20 protein-coding genes are annotated in these 13,398 nt (G+C 69.4%); 18 read left to right on the top strand and 2 right to left on the bottom strand.

The annotated features are described in order from the left end of the window. Positions 1-24 precede the first annotated feature (24 nt). The 6 genes from MNOD_RS18250 to MNOD_RS18275 are packed head-to-tail and all read left to right on the top strand — an operon-like array spanning position 25 to position 3,328. A complete protein-coding gene (locus MNOD_RS18250) occupies positions 25-612 on the top strand; it encodes a hypothetical protein (RefSeq protein WP_015930416.1) in 588 nt (195 codons plus the stop codon). A 4-nt stretch (positions 613-616) separates the two neighbouring features. After that, the gene (locus MNOD_RS18255) at positions 617-997 is read left to right on the top strand and encodes a head decoration protein (RefSeq protein ID WP_015930417.1); all 381 of its coding nucleotides are present in this window, start codon (positions 617-619) and stop codon (positions 995-997) included. Positions 998-1,000: 3 nt separating this feature from the next. Continuing rightward, positions 1,001-2,041, top strand: coding sequence for a major capsid protein (locus tag MNOD_RS18260; protein ID WP_015930418.1), 1,041 nt, complete (start codon positions 1,001-1,003; stop codon positions 2,039-2,041). Positions 2,042-2,052: 11 nt separating this feature from the next. After that, a complete protein-coding gene (locus MNOD_RS18265) occupies positions 2,053-2,316 on the top strand; it encodes a hypothetical protein (protein ID WP_015930419.1) in 264 nt (87 codons plus the stop codon). Then, the gene (locus tag MNOD_RS18270; protein WP_015930420.1) at positions 2,313-2,666 is read left to right on the top strand and encodes a head-tail joining protein; all 354 of its coding nucleotides are present in this window, start codon (positions 2,313-2,315) and stop codon (positions 2,664-2,666) included. The genes MNOD_RS18265 and MNOD_RS18270 overlap by 4 nt, the downstream gene beginning before the upstream one ends. After that, on the top strand, positions 2,663-3,328 hold the full coding sequence (locus tag MNOD_RS18275) for a DUF6441 family protein (protein ID WP_015930421.1): 666 nt from the start codon (positions 2,663-2,665) through the stop codon (positions 3,326-3,328). The genes MNOD_RS18270 and MNOD_RS18275 overlap by 4 nt, the downstream gene beginning before the upstream one ends. A gap of 51 nt (positions 3,329-3,379) precedes the next feature. On the opposite strand, the gene MNOD_RS18280 is transcribed toward MNOD_RS18275, so the two are convergent. After that, on the bottom strand, positions 3,380-3,592 hold the full coding sequence (locus MNOD_RS18280; protein WP_015930422.1) for a hypothetical protein: 213 nt from the start codon (positions 3,590-3,592) through the stop codon (positions 3,380-3,382). Positions 3,593-3,894: 302 nt separating this feature from the next. Here MNOD_RS18280 and MNOD_RS18285 point away from each other — a divergent pair, with 302 nt between their 5' ends. From MNOD_RS18285 to MNOD_RS18305, 5 genes are read left to right on the top strand one after another with little or no spacing between them, the layout of a single operon-like run. Then, positions 3,895-4,329 (top strand): hypothetical protein, encoded by a 435-nt coding sequence (locus tag MNOD_RS18285; protein WP_015930423.1) that lies wholly within the window; start codon positions 3,895-3,897, stop codon positions 4,327-4,329. A 19-nt stretch (positions 4,330-4,348) separates the two neighbouring features. Continuing rightward, positions 4,349-5,290 carry a phage tail tube protein gene (locus tag MNOD_RS18290; RefSeq protein ID WP_015930424.1) on the top strand — a complete coding sequence of 314 codons (942 nt, stop codon included), beginning with the start codon at positions 4,349-4,351 and terminating at the stop codon, positions 5,288-5,290. Positions 5,291-5,304: 14 nt separating this feature from the next. Continuing rightward, positions 5,305-5,721, top strand: a complete 417-nt coding sequence (locus tag MNOD_RS18295) for a hypothetical protein (protein ID WP_015930425.1) — start codon at positions 5,305-5,307, stop codon at positions 5,719-5,721. Positions 5,722-5,774: 53 nt separating this feature from the next. After that, positions 5,775-5,972 carry a DUF7697 family protein gene (locus MNOD_RS18300; protein ID WP_198157521.1) on the top strand — a complete coding sequence of 66 codons (198 nt, stop codon included), beginning with the start codon at positions 5,775-5,777 and terminating at the stop codon, positions 5,970-5,972. Next, on the top strand, positions 5,962-9,534 hold the full coding sequence (locus MNOD_RS18305; protein WP_015930427.1) for a phage tail length tape measure family protein: 3,573 nt from the start codon (positions 5,962-5,964) through the stop codon (positions 9,532-9,534). The genes MNOD_RS18300 and MNOD_RS18305 overlap by 11 nt, the downstream gene beginning before the upstream one ends. On the opposite strand, the gene MNOD_RS18310 is transcribed toward MNOD_RS18305, so the two are convergent. Continuing rightward, entirely contained in the window at positions 9,531-9,731 is a 201-nt protein-coding gene (locus tag MNOD_RS18310; protein ID WP_015930428.1) for a hypothetical protein, read from the bottom strand. The genes MNOD_RS18305 and MNOD_RS18310 overlap by 4 nt on opposite strands. 104 nt (positions 9,732-9,835) lie before the next feature. On the opposite strand from MNOD_RS18310, the gene MNOD_RS18315 reads away from it, so the two are divergent. The 7 genes from MNOD_RS18315 to MNOD_RS18345 are packed head-to-tail and all read left to right on the top strand — an operon-like array spanning position 9,836 to position 13,395. Beyond that, positions 9,836-10,138, top strand: coding sequence for a hypothetical protein (locus tag MNOD_RS18315; RefSeq protein WP_015930429.1), 303 nt, complete (start codon positions 9,836-9,838; stop codon positions 10,136-10,138). A gap of 58 nt (positions 10,139-10,196) precedes the next feature. Continuing rightward, positions 10,197-10,520, top strand: coding sequence for a hypothetical protein (locus MNOD_RS18320; RefSeq protein ID WP_015930430.1), 324 nt, complete (start codon positions 10,197-10,199; stop codon positions 10,518-10,520). A 26-nt stretch (positions 10,521-10,546) separates the two neighbouring features. Then, positions 10,547-10,936, top strand: a complete 390-nt coding sequence (locus tag MNOD_RS18325) for a hypothetical protein (protein WP_015930431.1) — start codon at positions 10,547-10,549, stop codon at positions 10,934-10,936. Positions 10,937-10,939: 3 nt separating this feature from the next. After that, a complete protein-coding gene (locus tag MNOD_RS18330) occupies positions 10,940-11,305 on the top strand; it encodes a phage tail protein (protein WP_015930432.1) in 366 nt (121 codons plus the stop codon). Continuing rightward, positions 11,302-12,033, top strand: a complete 732-nt coding sequence (locus tag MNOD_RS18335) for a phage minor tail protein L (RefSeq protein WP_015930433.1) — start codon at positions 11,302-11,304, stop codon at positions 12,031-12,033. The genes MNOD_RS18330 and MNOD_RS18335 overlap by 4 nt, the downstream gene beginning before the upstream one ends. After that, positions 12,011-12,829, top strand: a complete 819-nt coding sequence (locus MNOD_RS18340) for an NlpC/P60 family protein (protein ID WP_015930434.1) — start codon at positions 12,011-12,013, stop codon at positions 12,827-12,829. The genes MNOD_RS18335 and MNOD_RS18340 overlap by 23 nt, the downstream gene beginning before the upstream one ends. Next, positions 12,826-13,395: a tail assembly protein gene (locus tag MNOD_RS18345; protein ID WP_015930435.1), complete on the top strand. Its 570-nt coding sequence runs from the start codon at positions 12,826-12,828 to the stop codon at positions 13,393-13,395. The genes MNOD_RS18340 and MNOD_RS18345 overlap by 4 nt, the downstream gene beginning before the upstream one ends. The last annotated feature ends 3 nt before the right edge of the window (positions 13,396-13,398 follow it).

The raw sequence follows: 13,398 nt of genomic DNA on the forward strand, positions 1-13,398 counted from the left end.
CGCATCGCAACCAGGAGAGACCGAATGCCTCGCGACCTCGCGGGCCTTCGACGCGATCGCGCGAAGGCCTCCGACCGCATGAATGAGCTGACCGCGGCGGCCCGCGGCCGCTCGATGACCGACGACGAGCAGCGCGAATTCGACGCTGCGGCCGCGCAGGTGCGCGACCTCGACGCCCAGATCGCGGCCGAAGAGGCCGAACGGGAGCGCACCACGGCGGCCTCCCTCCCTCGTGCCGACGCGGCGGAGATCGCGCGGCTCTGCGTGGAGGGCGGCGTCCCGGCAATGGCCGCCACCCTCCTCGCCGAGGGCGTCAGCACCGACGACGCGAAGAAGCGCGTCGCGGCAGCCGGCGAAGCCAAGAACCTCGTGATGCTGGCGCGCCGCAAGGACTCCAGCATCCCCGAGGACCTTGCGGCCACCATGCTCGCCGAGGGCAAGACCGTCGAGCAGATCCGCGCCGCGCTCTTCGACAGGCTCGTGGCGGCCGAGGACAGGACCTCGATCAGCTCCCATCCGCCCGCCCCGCAGGGCAATGCCGGCCCGGCTGCGGCCAAGGCGAACATGAAGCGCCAGCTCGAGGCCATGGGCCTCGTGACCAAGGAGGCCTGATCCCATGCCCACGCTGACCAGCCCCATCTATGCCGCGGACTGGCTCAAATACGAGGCCGGATCCGACTACTCGCGCGACACCGCCCTCATCGCCGCGGGATCAGGCCAGCTCGTCTCGGGCACGGTGCTCGCCCAGCTCACCGCCTCCGGCAAGTACGCCCCGGCGGCGGCGTCCGGATCGGACGGCTCGCAGACCGCCGTCGCGATCCTGCTCAAGCCAGTCGATGCCACGAGCGCCGATGCACCGGCGGTGATCGTGGCCCGCCACGCCATCGTGAGCCACGCCGGTCTCACCTACGGATCCACCATCACCGATGCACCGAAGCGCGCTGCGGCCAACGCCCAGCTCAAGGCCGCGGGCATCGTCGTACGGGAAGGAGCTTAAGCGATGCCCGAGATCCTCGACATCTTCAACCAGGACGCCTTCAGCGCCGTGTCGCTGACCGACAGCGTCAACATGGTGCAGAACACCTACGGCCGCCTGAACGAGCTTCACCTGTTCGGTAACGAGCCGGTCATGACGACCTCCGTGGCGATCAACATCAGCCATGGCGTGCTGAATCTGCTGCCAACCCGCCCGCGCGGCGGTCCGGCCAGCCTGGGTGCGCCCGAGCGCCAGAAGCTTGAGGCCTTCGTGATCCCGCACATCCCGCACGACGACAGCGTGCTCGCCGTCGACGTGCAGAACATGCTGGCGCGGGCGCCGAGCCAGGGGCTGGAGAGCGTGCTCGGCATGGTCAACCGCAAGCTGATCACGATGCGACGCAAGCACGCGATCACGCTGGAGAACCTGCGGGTCGGCGCGATCAAGGGCGTGATCTCCGACTACGACGGAACCCCGCTGATCAACCTGTTCGACAAGTTCGGTATCACGCCGAAGGTGGTCGACTTCACCTTCGGCACGGCCAGCACCGACGTCGGGAGCAAGTGCCGCGAGGTGTCCGGCTACATCGAGGACAACCTGATGGGCGACACCATGACGGGTGTCATGGCGCTGTGCTCGCCTTCGTTCTTCGACAGGCTCGTCACCCATGCCAGCGTGAAGGAAGCGTACAAGTACTTCGTGTCGACCCAGAACCCGCTGCGCAACGACCTGCGCAAGGGCTTTACCTTCCAGAACATCACGTTCGAGGAGTATCGCGGGTCGGCCACGAAGCTGAACGAGGACGGCACCACGACCGTGCAGCGCTTCATCCCGGACGGGGATGCGCGCTTCTTCCCGCTCGGCACGACCGAGACCTTCGCCAACTACTGGGCGCCGCCGGACTTCGTGGATGAGGTCAACACGGCGCCCGGCCTCCTCGAGGTCTTCGTGGCTCCGCTGGAGCGGATGAAGTTCGGCAAGGGCATCGACATCCATACCGAGTCGAACCCGCTGCCGCTGTGCAAGCGCCCGAGCGTGCTGGTTCGCGGCTTTTCGAGCAACTGAGGGAGGGCGCGATGAGGCTGCGCGAGAAGGGCAAGCCGGACGGCGCGATCGTGGCGCTCGACTGGGACGCGGCCCAGGCCGCGCTCCTGGCCGGCACGCACGTCTCGGCCGAGGGCGGCGAGGGCGAGCGCAGACCGGACCAGCCGGCGGAGAGCGGCGATCTCGATGCCAGGCCCCAGCCCGAGCTCGAAGCGCTCGCGGCCGAGCGCGGCGTCGACATCTCCGGCGCCAAGACCAAGGCCGATGTCATCGCGGCCCTGCGGACCCAGCCATGACCGCCTTTGCGCTCGGCATCGACGCCCTGTTCGACGACCCGAACATGGGTGAGGATGCGCTCTGGCGGGCGGGCGGCGCCGCACCCGGGCTGCCCGTGCGCCTCCTGCGGTTGTCGCCCGAGGCCATCGTCGGCTTGGGTGACAGCCGCTTCGACCTGAATGCCATGCTGATCTCCGTGCGCCTCTCCGAGGTCCCGGAGCCCGCGCCGAACGATCAGGTCGACCTCCTCGACGAGGAGGGCGGGATCACCCAGACGGTGGTGGTGACCGGCCTCGCGAAGATCGACCCGCGCCGGCTCGTGCGCACCTGCGAGGTCTCGCCACTCTCGCCGGATGAGGATGCGCCATGAGGTTCTCCGCGCAGATCCCGGACCTCCGCCAGGCGCTCACTGGCACCGAGGTGCAGATCGCCCGTTCGGTCACGGCCGGCATGCGCCAGGTGACCGACGGGCTGAAGGAGGACCTGCGCGAGGACGTGCGCCGGGCCGGGCTCGGCCAGCGCCTGGCCAACACCTGGCGGGGCCGGACCTTCCCGAGCTCGGGCGAGAGCGTCGAGGCGGCGGCCTACGTCAGCAGCAACGCCCCCAAGCTCATCGACGCCTTCGACCGGGGCGTCACCATCCTGGCGAAAGGCCGGAAGTACCTCGCCATCCCGACGCCGGATGCGGGCGTGCGGCAGGTCTCCGCCCGGCGCGCGAAGGGCACCACCGGCAACAGTCTCACCCCGGCTGTGTGGGAGCGGGAGACGGGGGTCAAGCTGCACTTCATCCCGACCCGCACCGGGGGCGTGCTCGTGGCGGACGCCTTCTACCGGCGCCAGGCGGCGCGCTTCCAGCACCGGAAGTCGTTCCAGCCGATCCGCGAGGCGGGGCCGGCGAAGGGGAGGGGGTTCGTCGTGATCTTCGTGCTGGTGCGGCAGGCGAAGCTGCGCAAGCGCCTGGACATCGACAGCGTCGCCCAGGCCTGGGCCGAGCGCGTGCCGGGCGCCATCGCGGCGAACTGGTCTGTCTGATCCCGCGCCGGAGCCCGTGCTCGCCCGCCAGTCGTTCGTTCGCCTGTCGCCTTAGTGGAGCGTATGAGGATTGCTGGCCCTTCGTTGATCGAACTCGGCCTGGATGTAGGCGAGTATCTTCAGCGACGTAGCAAGCTCAGCGGCGGTCTCTCGCGGCAGCCCTGTCTGCTCCCGCCCGTTGACGCGGACTGGCTCGCCCGTGCGGGCGCAATAGACGCCCCACCCTTTGCGCGCCTTGCGCACAGCAAAGCTGCGATTGCGCATGACCTTTCCCCGGATTTTGGTTTAATATTGCCTGATACACACCGACATCTTAGGCAAGCCCCCAATCCTGGTATTAGTGGAAGGACAGCGCTGCCACCGCTCGGACATTAGTCCACCCTCGTCACGCCACCCGGAGGGAGGGCATCGAGTAGCGCAACAACGAGCAGTGCGGGCCGAGTCTGGCGGGATGAAGCCGAAAACGTTGCGCTGTGTTGCCGATTCGTGTCGCGGGTTTTGCGCGTTCGTTCGGACGCCGCAGTTCCTATTCCGTTCTGCTTGTGCACATCTGGGCAACTGAGACGATGCCGAGCACCCGCGAGCGGGTCCTTCAGGCCGTGGCCGACCTGCTGAAGACGGCCCTGCCGCAGGCCGCGCACTCCCGCAACGAGGTCAAGCCGCAGATCATCCCGGCCGGCGGCTTCGTCAACGTGGATGACGGCGACCCAGGCGAGCCGGAGGTCACGCTCAACCCGACCACCTACATCTTCAGCCACGAGATCCCGGTCGAGGTGGCCGCGAACGGCACCCGCAGCCTGAGCGCCGAAGCGCGGCTCGACGCCATGCTGCAGGCGATCGGAACGGCGGTGGCGGCAGACCGGACGCTCGGCGGGCTGTGCGACTACCTCCTGGTGTCGGCGGCCACCACCGAACCGCTGACGGCGGAGGGCGCGCCCGTCTCCCGCGCCGCCCTGATCGGCATCACCGCCGTCTACGGCACCCCCGACCCCCTGAACTGACCACCGCCAGGAGAGACCCATGGCACGTGCCCGTGGAGCCAACGCCATCATGGCGGCGGCCTTCGAGACCACCTACGGCACGCCGCCCGCCAGCGGCTACCGCAAGCTGCCCTTCGTCTCCTCGAACCTCGGCGAGGAACAGGGGCTGATCGCCAGCGATCTGCTCGGCTACGGCCGCGAGCCTCTGCCGCCCTCGAAGGACGTGATCAACAATGACGGCGACGTGGTGGTGCCGATCGACCTGAAGAACTTCGGCAACTGGCTGAAGCTGTTCATGGGGCAGCCGACTTCAACAACAAACAGCGGCACCACCACGCATGTGTTCACGTCGGGCGCGATCGACCTGCCCTCCATGACGGTCGAGGCCGGCCTGCCCGAGGTGCCGAGCTACGGCCAGAACTTCGGGGTGCGCGGCAACACGCTGCGGGTGCAGATGCAGCGCTCCGGCCTGCTCACCGCGACCCTGGGCCTGATCGCCCAGGGCGAGACCAAGCTCACCGCCTCGGCCGCCGGCAGCCTCGCCGAGGCGACGCTCGAGCGGTTCAGCCCGTTCCAGGGCACTGTGACCCGCGCCGGCGTGGCGCTCGGCTCCGTGATCTCGGCCGAGTTCACCTACTCGAACAACCTCGAAAAGGTGGAGGTGATCCGCGGGGACGGGCGGATCGAGGATGCGGATCCCGGCATGGTCGCGATGACCGGCAGCCTCGCGGTGCGCTTTGCCAACACCGCCCTGCTGGATCAAGCCACCGCCGGCACGCCGGTCGAGTTCACGTTCGGGTGGGTGACGGACGCCGCGCGCTCGCTCGTGTTCAAGGTCCACTCTGTCTTCTTGCCGCGGGCCAAGACCCCCGTGACCGGCCCGAACGGCGTGCAGGCGACCTTCAACTGGCAGGCGGCCAAGGATCCCACCCTCGGCCGCACGGTCACCGCCACCCTGATCAACAACGTGCCCAGCTACTGAGGACGGCAGATCCCATGCTTCGACTGGCTCCCTCTTCCGAACCCTATTGGCTCGACCTCCTGCCCGGCGTGCGCGTCCGGGTTCGTCCGGTCACGGTGGCGATGATGCTGGCCGCGCGCGAGGCGGTCAGCAAGGTCATCCGAGGCGAGGATCGCGACGACCTCGATCTGCGCACGAACATCGCCCTTGTCGGCGAGCTCGCCCGGCGCGCGATCATCGAGTGGGAGGGGGTTGGCGATGCCGACGGCGTGCCGGTTCCGGCAACGCCCGAGACCATCGACCTGCTGATGACCGTCTGGGCCGCCTTCGATGAGTTCGACAGCCGCTATGTCATTCCGGCGCTGAAGCGGGACGCGGAAAAAAACGCATCCTCGAGCTCGCCTCCTGGCACTTCGGCGGGGGAGACGAATACTGCGCCGCCTGCAGCGTGACTTGTGCCAAGTGCCCGTACACGCTGCACGCCCCGGAAACCGATGAGGGCATCGTGGCCTGGTCGGTGATCCAGCGCTGCGGCGGGCAGGTGCGCGTGGGCTTCGGCGGCGTCTACGCTCTCGACTTCGGGGCGATCCTGCTGATGGCCGATGCCATGGGTGCCACCTCGCCGCTGCTTGCCGACCTGCTGCCTCGGGTCGAGCCGCTGATCGTGAAAGCCTACCGGAAGGAGGGCGGCGATGGCGAATAGCGTCGCGATCCGCCTCGCCGTCGAGGGCGGCGCCGAGGTTCGGCGGGCCTTCGATGAGGCCGGCCGGGCCGGCCAGCAGGCGTTCCAGGGCGTCACCGCCGCGGCCGACGCTGCGGGCGCTGCCGCTGACCGCCAGGCCGCTCGGTACCAGCGTCTGGCCGAGGCCGCTCGGCAGGCGGAGGCGCAGGCGCGCGCTCAGGCGAGCGTGAATGCGCTGCTCGGCGTCAGCACGCCCCAGGTTGGCTCCGCGCGCGCCTCCGCCGCGGTGTTCGAGGAGCAGGCCCGGGCCGCCGAAGCGGCACACGCCCGCGTTCGGGCCGTCAGCGATGGCTGGCGCGATCTCGGCGCCTCTGGCCGCGCCACCCTGACCCAGATCGAAGCCGACCGCGCCCGCGCCGAGGCGAATGCGCAGGCCTCCCGGCGGCTGGGCTCTCTCGGGGTGACGCCGCCGGCTGCGAATGAGAATGCCCTGCGCCGCCTGCGGTCGGACGAGATCCGCAACCTGATGTTCCAGGGCGGCGATATCGTCTCGTCGGCCGCCTCCGGCATGAGCCCTGCCCTGATTGCGCTTCAGCAGGCCCCGCAGATCGCGCAGACCTTCGCCGGACCGGGTGGGGCGAGTGTGAAGGGCGCCCTGACGCAGGCCGGCGAGGCGGCGACAGGGCTGGCCGCCCGGATCGGGCTGCTCGGGGGCGCGGTCGGTGTCGCCACGGTCGCGATCATCGCCGGGGGTGCGGCGCTGCTCTCCTACCAGAACCGGATGCGCGAGGTGGACCGCCTGCTGGCCGGCACCGGCCGGGCCTCGGGCGCGAGTGCGCAGCAGGTGAACGCCGCGGCCGTCGCCATCGCCGCCTCGGGTGAGGTGTCCGTGCGCGAGGCGCGCAGCATCGCGGCGACCCTCGCCGCCACGGGGCGGATCGGGGTCGAGATGTTCGTGGCCCTCGGGCGGTCTGCGAAGGACTTCGCGGCGACCACCGGCCAGGAGGTCCCGGACGCCACGCAGGAGCTGGCGCAGGCCTTTGCCGATCCGGCCAAAGGGGCTCAGACCCTCAACGAGAAGCTGGGCTTCCTGAACGCCCGCACCGAGGAGACCGTCCGCAACCTTGCGGAGCAGGGCGACCGCCTCGGCGCGCAGCGCGTGCTGTTCGAGGCCTACGCCGCCAGCCTGTCGCGCGCGGCGGATCTCACCTCGCAGCTGGGCGACGCCACCAGCGCCTTCGGGCGCGTGGCGTCGAACGTCTGGGACTCCCTGGGCCAGAAGGTGTCGGATGCCTTTGGCGGCGCGACCCTCGACCGGCAGCTCGAGCTGCTCGAGGCGCGGCTGAAGGGCGTGGAGAGCGCGCGCGGCGGCGCGTACACCTTCGGAGGCCTGCTCGACTACAAGGTGGAGGCCGAGGCTGGGGAGCTGCGCCAGCAGATCGCACGCCTGCAGGCCGAGCGGGCCCGCCAGCAGCAGCAGCGGACCCAAGCTCAGGCGGCGCAGAACAACCGCGACGTGATGAGCCTCGTGGGCCAGCTCAATCCGGCCGCGCGCGAGACGGACCAGTTGCGCAATCGTGTGGAGCTGTTGCGCAAGGCGATCTCGGATCCGGTCAGGTTCGGGCTCGACCCGCAGCAGCTCGGACAGGTTCAGGCGGCCTTCGAGCGGCTGCAGAACCTTGCGCGGTCGGCGCGGGAGGACATCGAGCGGTACGGCAGCGCCAGCGCGGCGTCGGCGCTGCGGGCAGCCCAGGACGCCAGCCGGAACGTCGGGCTCAACCCAGTCGACCGGGCCCTCGCCGAGCGTGACCAGGCGCTCCGGAAGGATCTCCGGGATAAGGGGCTCGACCAGCTGCCGACCCGTGAGGAGGTGCTTCAGCAGTTCTCCGCCCGCGCCGCGAACGACAACCTCGATGCCCGCGAGCTGCAGAGTCTAGAGCGGGAGCGCGATGCGCGCCTGCGCAACATCGATGAACGCGAGACCCTGATCGAGACCGCCCGCGTCGAGACGGACCGGATCAGAAAGGAGGCCGAGGAAGCCGCCAAGCGGACAGCAGTCAGCCAGGACTTCATCGCGGCGATGATCAACGCCGAGAGCGGCGGAAACCGCTTCGCCAAGAACCCGCGCTCGAGCGCCACCGGGCTCGGCCAGTTCATCGACGAGACCTGGGAGCGGCTGTTCCGCAAGACCTTCCCCGAGCGCGCGGCGGGCATGGATCGGGATCAAATCCTGGCTCGCCGCACGGATCGCGAGGACAGCATCGCGCTGATCCGGGTCTATGCCGAAGAAAACCGGCGCGCCCTGGAGCGCGCCAACCTTCCGACCACCAACCGGAACCAGTACCTCGCATGGTTCGCCGGCGCCGACCGCGCCATCCGGCTGTTGAACGCCGATCCGACCGAGCCTGCCGCGGCCTATTTCGGCCGCAAGGCCATCGCCGCCAATCCGACCGTCATCCCCGGCCGCTCGGTGGGCCAGCTGCTCGACTGGGCCGACCGCACCATCAACCAGAACGCTCCGAACATCCGCGCCACCCAGCGGGCAGCCGACGTACTGCGCTCGCAGGTCACGCTGCAGGAGCAGGCCACCGAGACGGAGGCCCACCGGCAGAAGGTGCAGGAGCTGCTGAACGACGCGATCGAGCGCGGCACCGAGGTCGGCCGGCAGTTCAACACGGCGCAGGAGCTCCTCGCGGCCGACAGCACGAAGCTGACCGACACGGCTCGCAACGAGCGGCAGGCCATCCTCGACGTCGCCGATGCTTACGCGAAGCAGACGGCCGCGCTGGAGACCAGCAAGCTCGGCCGCGACCTGCTGTTCGAGCGCGCCCAGATCGGCCGGACCGATGGCGAGCAGCGCATCGCCTCGCGTCTGCGCGGCACGGGGCTCGGCCTGGATTCGGCCGAGGCGGAAGCGATGCGCCTCAATGACCGGCTGACGGAGACGAAGGATCTCGCCAAGGACGCCTTTTCCAGCTTCGCGTCCGACATTCGCCGCGGCGTCACCGCGGCGGAGGCGCTCCAGAACGTCATCACCCGCATCGTCGACAAGCTGATGAACAAGGGCATCGATACGTTCATCAACTCGATCTTCGATGCTGGTGGCAAGTCGGTCGCCGGCGGGGGTGGTCTCGGCGACTTCTTCAGCGGGATCGGCAAGGCTCTCGGCTTCGCCACGGGCGGCTACACGGGCCCGGGCGGGAGGTACGAACCTGCTGGCATCGTCCACCGCGGCGAATACGTGTTCGATGCCGCATCAGTGTCGCGGATCGGCGTCAGCACCCTGGAAGCGATGCGGGCCGGCCTCCGGGGCTATGCCGACGGCGGCTATGTCGGCCCCAGGACCTTTCCGACCATGCCCGCCACCGCGCCTACGAACGCCAACCAACCCGCAGCCGGCCCGACCTTCATCGCCAACATCACGAGCCAAGCGACCGGCGACCCGGAGGCCGACCAGCGCGCGGCCGCGGCCAACGCCAAGGCGATGCGGGCCGAATACGAGCGCATGTGGCTGGCGATGGCGCAGCGCGAGATGCGGCCGGGCGGGACGCTGCACGCCGCGGGCGCCCGCCGGGCGAGCTAGTCGGTCCGCGTGATCTCGATCTCGAAGGAGCCGAGCGGCTGCCCGTCGTGAGTTAGATTGTCCAGGTTGAACATAAGACTTCGCGCCCCATGATTGTGCGCGAAGGCAACCAGTTCGAAGAGCGCCTTCTGAACGTCCGGCGGCCAGCGTGTGACCGGCGTTGGTCTCGGGACTTCGGGCTTCTTCTCCTCCGACACTGGGCTCTCCATCGGGTTGGGTGGCCCCGCCGATGGTGAAAGGGCCGGGTGAGCGACGCAAGCTCCCCGGTCCACTCCTGCATCCACTCACACAGGACCCCCTCATGAACCGCCGCTCGCTGCTGGCGATGCTCGGGCTCGCACCCGTGGCCGCACCCGCCGCCCTGGCCTCCGCGAAGGAGGTCGTGGACCCGTCTTGGACGGGCATGCTCGCGCCGCCCGGCGAGCCTTGGGATCTGTACTTCGACGGCGACATGTTCCGCGCCGGTTCGATCACCGCCGACAAGATCCAGCCCGGCAGCATCAGTATCAGCAAGATCTCCGACCCCCGCGCCTTCGAGACGCCGCTCGCCCCCCTCTGCACCGGTCAGGACCGCCTGATCGGTGCCCTCAGCTTCGGCGCCTGACGGCCCCGTCCCGTCGCGGCCCCGGGAATGGGCCGGCAGCACACCCTAGGAGCAGCCCGTGAAGAAGCCCCCGATCGACCGCAAGGCCGAGGACGCCCAAGTGCCGCCTGTGCCTCCGCCGGCACCCGAGGCCGCCGCGCAGGCCTCCGGCGACGTGCCGATGCCCACGGTCGAGAACAACCCGCCCTGCGTCTTCAAGCCGGGCGCCGGCATCACCACGGGCGACGTGATCGAGATCGCCCTGATGTTCTGGATCCAGCTCACCAACAGCCCGGTCCAGGTCGAGAAGGGCGCCCTGCGCAGCGTCACCCTCGCGCCCGAGCGGGTCGAGCAGCTCAGCGACAGCGCCCGCCGCTTCATGACCCCTCTGGGGCAGCACTAACCGCCTGACAGGCCAGGAGCAGATCGATGGCAGATCAGACCCTACAGCTCGACCTCAACGCGACCGCGGTCCAGCGCGGCACGCCCGTGGCGGTGTTCCGCCGCGGGTTTGATGCCTTCGCGATGCGCGGTCCCGTCCAGATCCAGGGTAAGGACGGCACCTCCGTGCAGGGCGTGATCGTCTCCACCGAGGTCGGCCGCTTCTTCAATCTCTGCCAGCGCTTCGTCGGGCAGAACGTGTTCGCCGCGCCGGCCGCCGCGGCGACGCCGGGCTACTTCGCCCCGGACGCGGCGCTGTTCGATGCGATGGAGAAGGAGTACGGCCGCGAGGCGCTCTACCCGCTGGAGCCCTACACCGTGCTGATGGTGACTGTCCCCATGCAGTCGCCCACGCCCATGCCGCTCGGGACGGCATAGGCCTTGGCCTTTCCCTCGTTCCCGACGCTCGGGATCCAACCCTACGGGCCGGTCACCACCGGCTCGTCCAAGCCGGCGAAGGTCGCGGTGCTCACTGCGACCTTCGGGGACCGATACTCGCAGCGGACCGGCGACGGCATCAATCCGCTGACGCGGGACTTCAATTATCGATCGGTCCCGCTCCGGTCCGACAAGCTCAGGCAGCTTGAAGACTTCCTGATCAGCCGGAAGGGCTACCTGCCCTTCATGTTCCTCGTCCCCTTCGAGGACGCTCCGCGGCAGTTCATCTGCGACACTTGGACCACGGACTACGCGAACCCGCTGCACAGCACGCTGACGGCGACGTTCAAGGAGAACTTCGACCCGTGACCTCGCCGAATACCGCTCTCATCCGCGCGGGCCAGAGCCTCACGCCGGGCGATCTCGTCGCGCTGTTCATCATCGACCTCAGCCCGATCCGCGTGAACCAGCAGTTCGCGTTCACGTCCGAGGCGGACCGGGCGCGCGGCCCGCTGACGTTCCGGGGCGTGACCTACACGCCGCTCGACGTGAAGGCCGAAGGCTTCGAGATGACCGGCCACGGGCAGATGCCCCAGCCCAAGATCAGCGTCTCGAACGCCACCCGGCTGATGTCGTCGGCGACCCTGCTCTACCAGGACCTGATCGGCGCCCGGCTCATCCGCACGCGCACCTACGCGCAGTTCCTGGACGGCGGTGAGACACCCGATCCCGAGGCGGCCTACGCGCAGGACATCTACCGCTTCGAGCAGAAGGTCGAGCACTCGAAGCACCAGATCGTCTGGAACCTCGCGGCCGACATGGATCAGGAGGGCCGCGAGCTGCCCGCCCGGCTGATCGTCCGCGACATCTGCCTGTGGCGGTACCGGCGCTGGGACGCTGAGAAGGGGGACTGGGACTATTCCCACGTGCAGTGCCCCTACACGGGCGCTCAGGCCTACGACCGGTTCGGCAATCCCACCACGCCCGACAAGGATGAGCCCAGCCGGCACGTCACCACCTGCTGCAAGGTCCGCTTCGGCGCCGACGTGCAGCTGCCCTTCGGAGGCTTTCCCGGTGTCGCTCGCGTTCGCGTTTGACGACGGCCTCACCACCCGCTGGAGCGCCGCGGTGGACGCGCACAAGCGCCACGCGCACGCGGAATGGCCGCGCGAGGCCGGCGGCCTGATCCGCGCGGACGGCGCCTACGCGCCGCTGCGCAACATCGCCGATGACCCGCTGACGGAGTTCGAGACCGATCCGGCCGAGGTCGAGGCGGTGAGCGGGCAGCGCTACCTCGCGGTGCTGCACTCGCACTGCTCGGTCGAGGATCCGGCGACCGGCAAGGTCATCCCGCCGCCGGACTGCCCCTCGGGCGCCGACATGGAGGCGCAGATGGCCACGGCGGTGCCGTGGGGCATCTCGCTGTGCCTCTCGACCGGCTGCGCCGATCCGTTCTGGTTCGGCGATCAGGTGCCGCGCCCGCCGCTGCTCGGCCGCCGGTTCCGGCACGGGGTCAACGACTGCTATTCGCTCGGCCGCGATTGGCACCGCGAGGTGGCCGGGATCAAGATCCCCGACTTCGTGCGTGACCCGGACTGGTGGCAGCCGCGGGAAGGCCAGCCCCGACTCGACCTGTATCGCGACGGCTTCGAGCGGGCGGGCTTCCGGCGCGTCGAGCGCGGCCCCGAGGGCCCGCTGCCCGGCGACTGCTTCCTGTGCCGCGTCCGCTCCCCCGTGCTGAACCACGGCGGCATCTACATCGGGGGCGGCCTCATCCTGCACCACCTCGCGCACCAGCTCTCCGGTCGGGACCCCGCCGCGGTCTGGCGGAGCAAGCTCGACTTCCTGGTGCGCCACACGGATCTGCCCGACGACTGGAGGCCTCCGGCATGATGCGGACCGTCCGCCTCTACGGCTCGCTGGCCGAGAAGTTCGGCCCCAGCTTCCGCCTCGAGGTGAGGAGCCTTGCCGAGGCCTGCCGCGCGCTCGGCGCTCAGCTGCCGGGCTTCCGCCAAGCGATCGAGGAAGGCAAGTTCCGGGTCGTGTGCGGGAAGAGCACCCGCTCGAAGAGGGCGCTCCACCTCGACAAGGATCTCATCACCTTCGGGCTGCCCGAGGGCGACCTGCACATCGTGCCGGTGATCCGGGCCCGCAAGTCCGGCCTGTCGGTCGGCAAGATCATCGTCGGCACGCTGATCGCGGTCGCCACCTGGTGGATGGGCGGCCCGGCGTGGCTGATCAGCATGGGCGCCATGGTTGCCCTCCAGGGCGTGTCCTCCCTCCTCAGCCCCAAGAAGAAGACCGAGAAGCAGAAGAAGTCCTACATGTTCCAGGGCGCCGATAACGTCTCGGAGCAGGGCATTCCCGTTCCTCTCATCTACGGGCGCGCCATGGTGAACCCGATCACGATCTCTGCTGGCGTGACCACGGCCAACAGCACCGGCCTGCCGACCGCGTAGGGA

The sequence above is a fragment of the Methylobacterium nodulans ORS 2060 genome (assembly GCF_000022085.1).
Taxonomy (GTDB): domain Bacteria; phylum Pseudomonadota; class Alphaproteobacteria; order Rhizobiales; family Beijerinckiaceae; genus Methylobacterium; species Methylobacterium nodulans.

Coding starts and splice junctions, on each gene's coding strand:
- MNOD_RS18250 (WP_015930416.1), top strand. CDS start 25: ATGCCTCGCGACCTCGCGGGCCTTCGACGCGATCGCGCGAAGGCCTCC.
- MNOD_RS18255 (WP_015930417.1), top strand. CDS start 617: ATGCCCACGCTGACCAGCCCCATCTATGCCGCGGACTGGCTCAAATAC.
- MNOD_RS18260 (WP_015930418.1), top strand. CDS start 1,001: ATGCCCGAGATCCTCGACATCTTCAACCAGGACGCCTTCAGCGCCGTG.
- MNOD_RS18265 (WP_015930419.1), top strand. CDS start 2,053: ATGAGGCTGCGCGAGAAGGGCAAGCCGGACGGCGCGATCGTGGCGCTC.
- MNOD_RS18270 (WP_015930420.1), top strand. CDS start 2,313: ATGACCGCCTTTGCGCTCGGCATCGACGCCCTGTTCGACGACCCGAAC.
- MNOD_RS18275 (WP_015930421.1), top strand. CDS start 2,663: ATGAGGTTCTCCGCGCAGATCCCGGACCTCCGCCAGGCGCTCACTGGC.
- MNOD_RS18280 (WP_015930422.1), bottom strand. CDS start 3,592: ATGCGCAATCGCAGCTTTGCTGTGCGCAAGGCGCGCAAAGGGTGGGGC.
- MNOD_RS18285 (WP_015930423.1), top strand. CDS start 3,895: ATGCCGAGCACCCGCGAGCGGGTCCTTCAGGCCGTGGCCGACCTGCTG.
- MNOD_RS18290 (WP_015930424.1), top strand. CDS start 4,349: ATGGCACGTGCCCGTGGAGCCAACGCCATCATGGCGGCGGCCTTCGAG.
- MNOD_RS18295 (WP_015930425.1), top strand. CDS start 5,305: ATGCTTCGACTGGCTCCCTCTTCCGAACCCTATTGGCTCGACCTCCTG.
- MNOD_RS18305 (WP_015930427.1), top strand. CDS start 5,962: ATGGCGAATAGCGTCGCGATCCGCCTCGCCGTCGAGGGCGGCGCCGAG.
- MNOD_RS18315 (WP_015930429.1), top strand. CDS start 9,836: ATGAACCGCCGCTCGCTGCTGGCGATGCTCGGGCTCGCACCCGTGGCC.
- MNOD_RS18325 (WP_015930431.1), top strand. CDS start 10,547: ATGGCAGATCAGACCCTACAGCTCGACCTCAACGCGACCGCGGTCCAG.
- MNOD_RS18345 (WP_015930435.1), top strand. CDS start 12,826: ATGATGCGGACCGTCCGCCTCTACGGCTCGCTGGCCGAGAAGTTCGGC.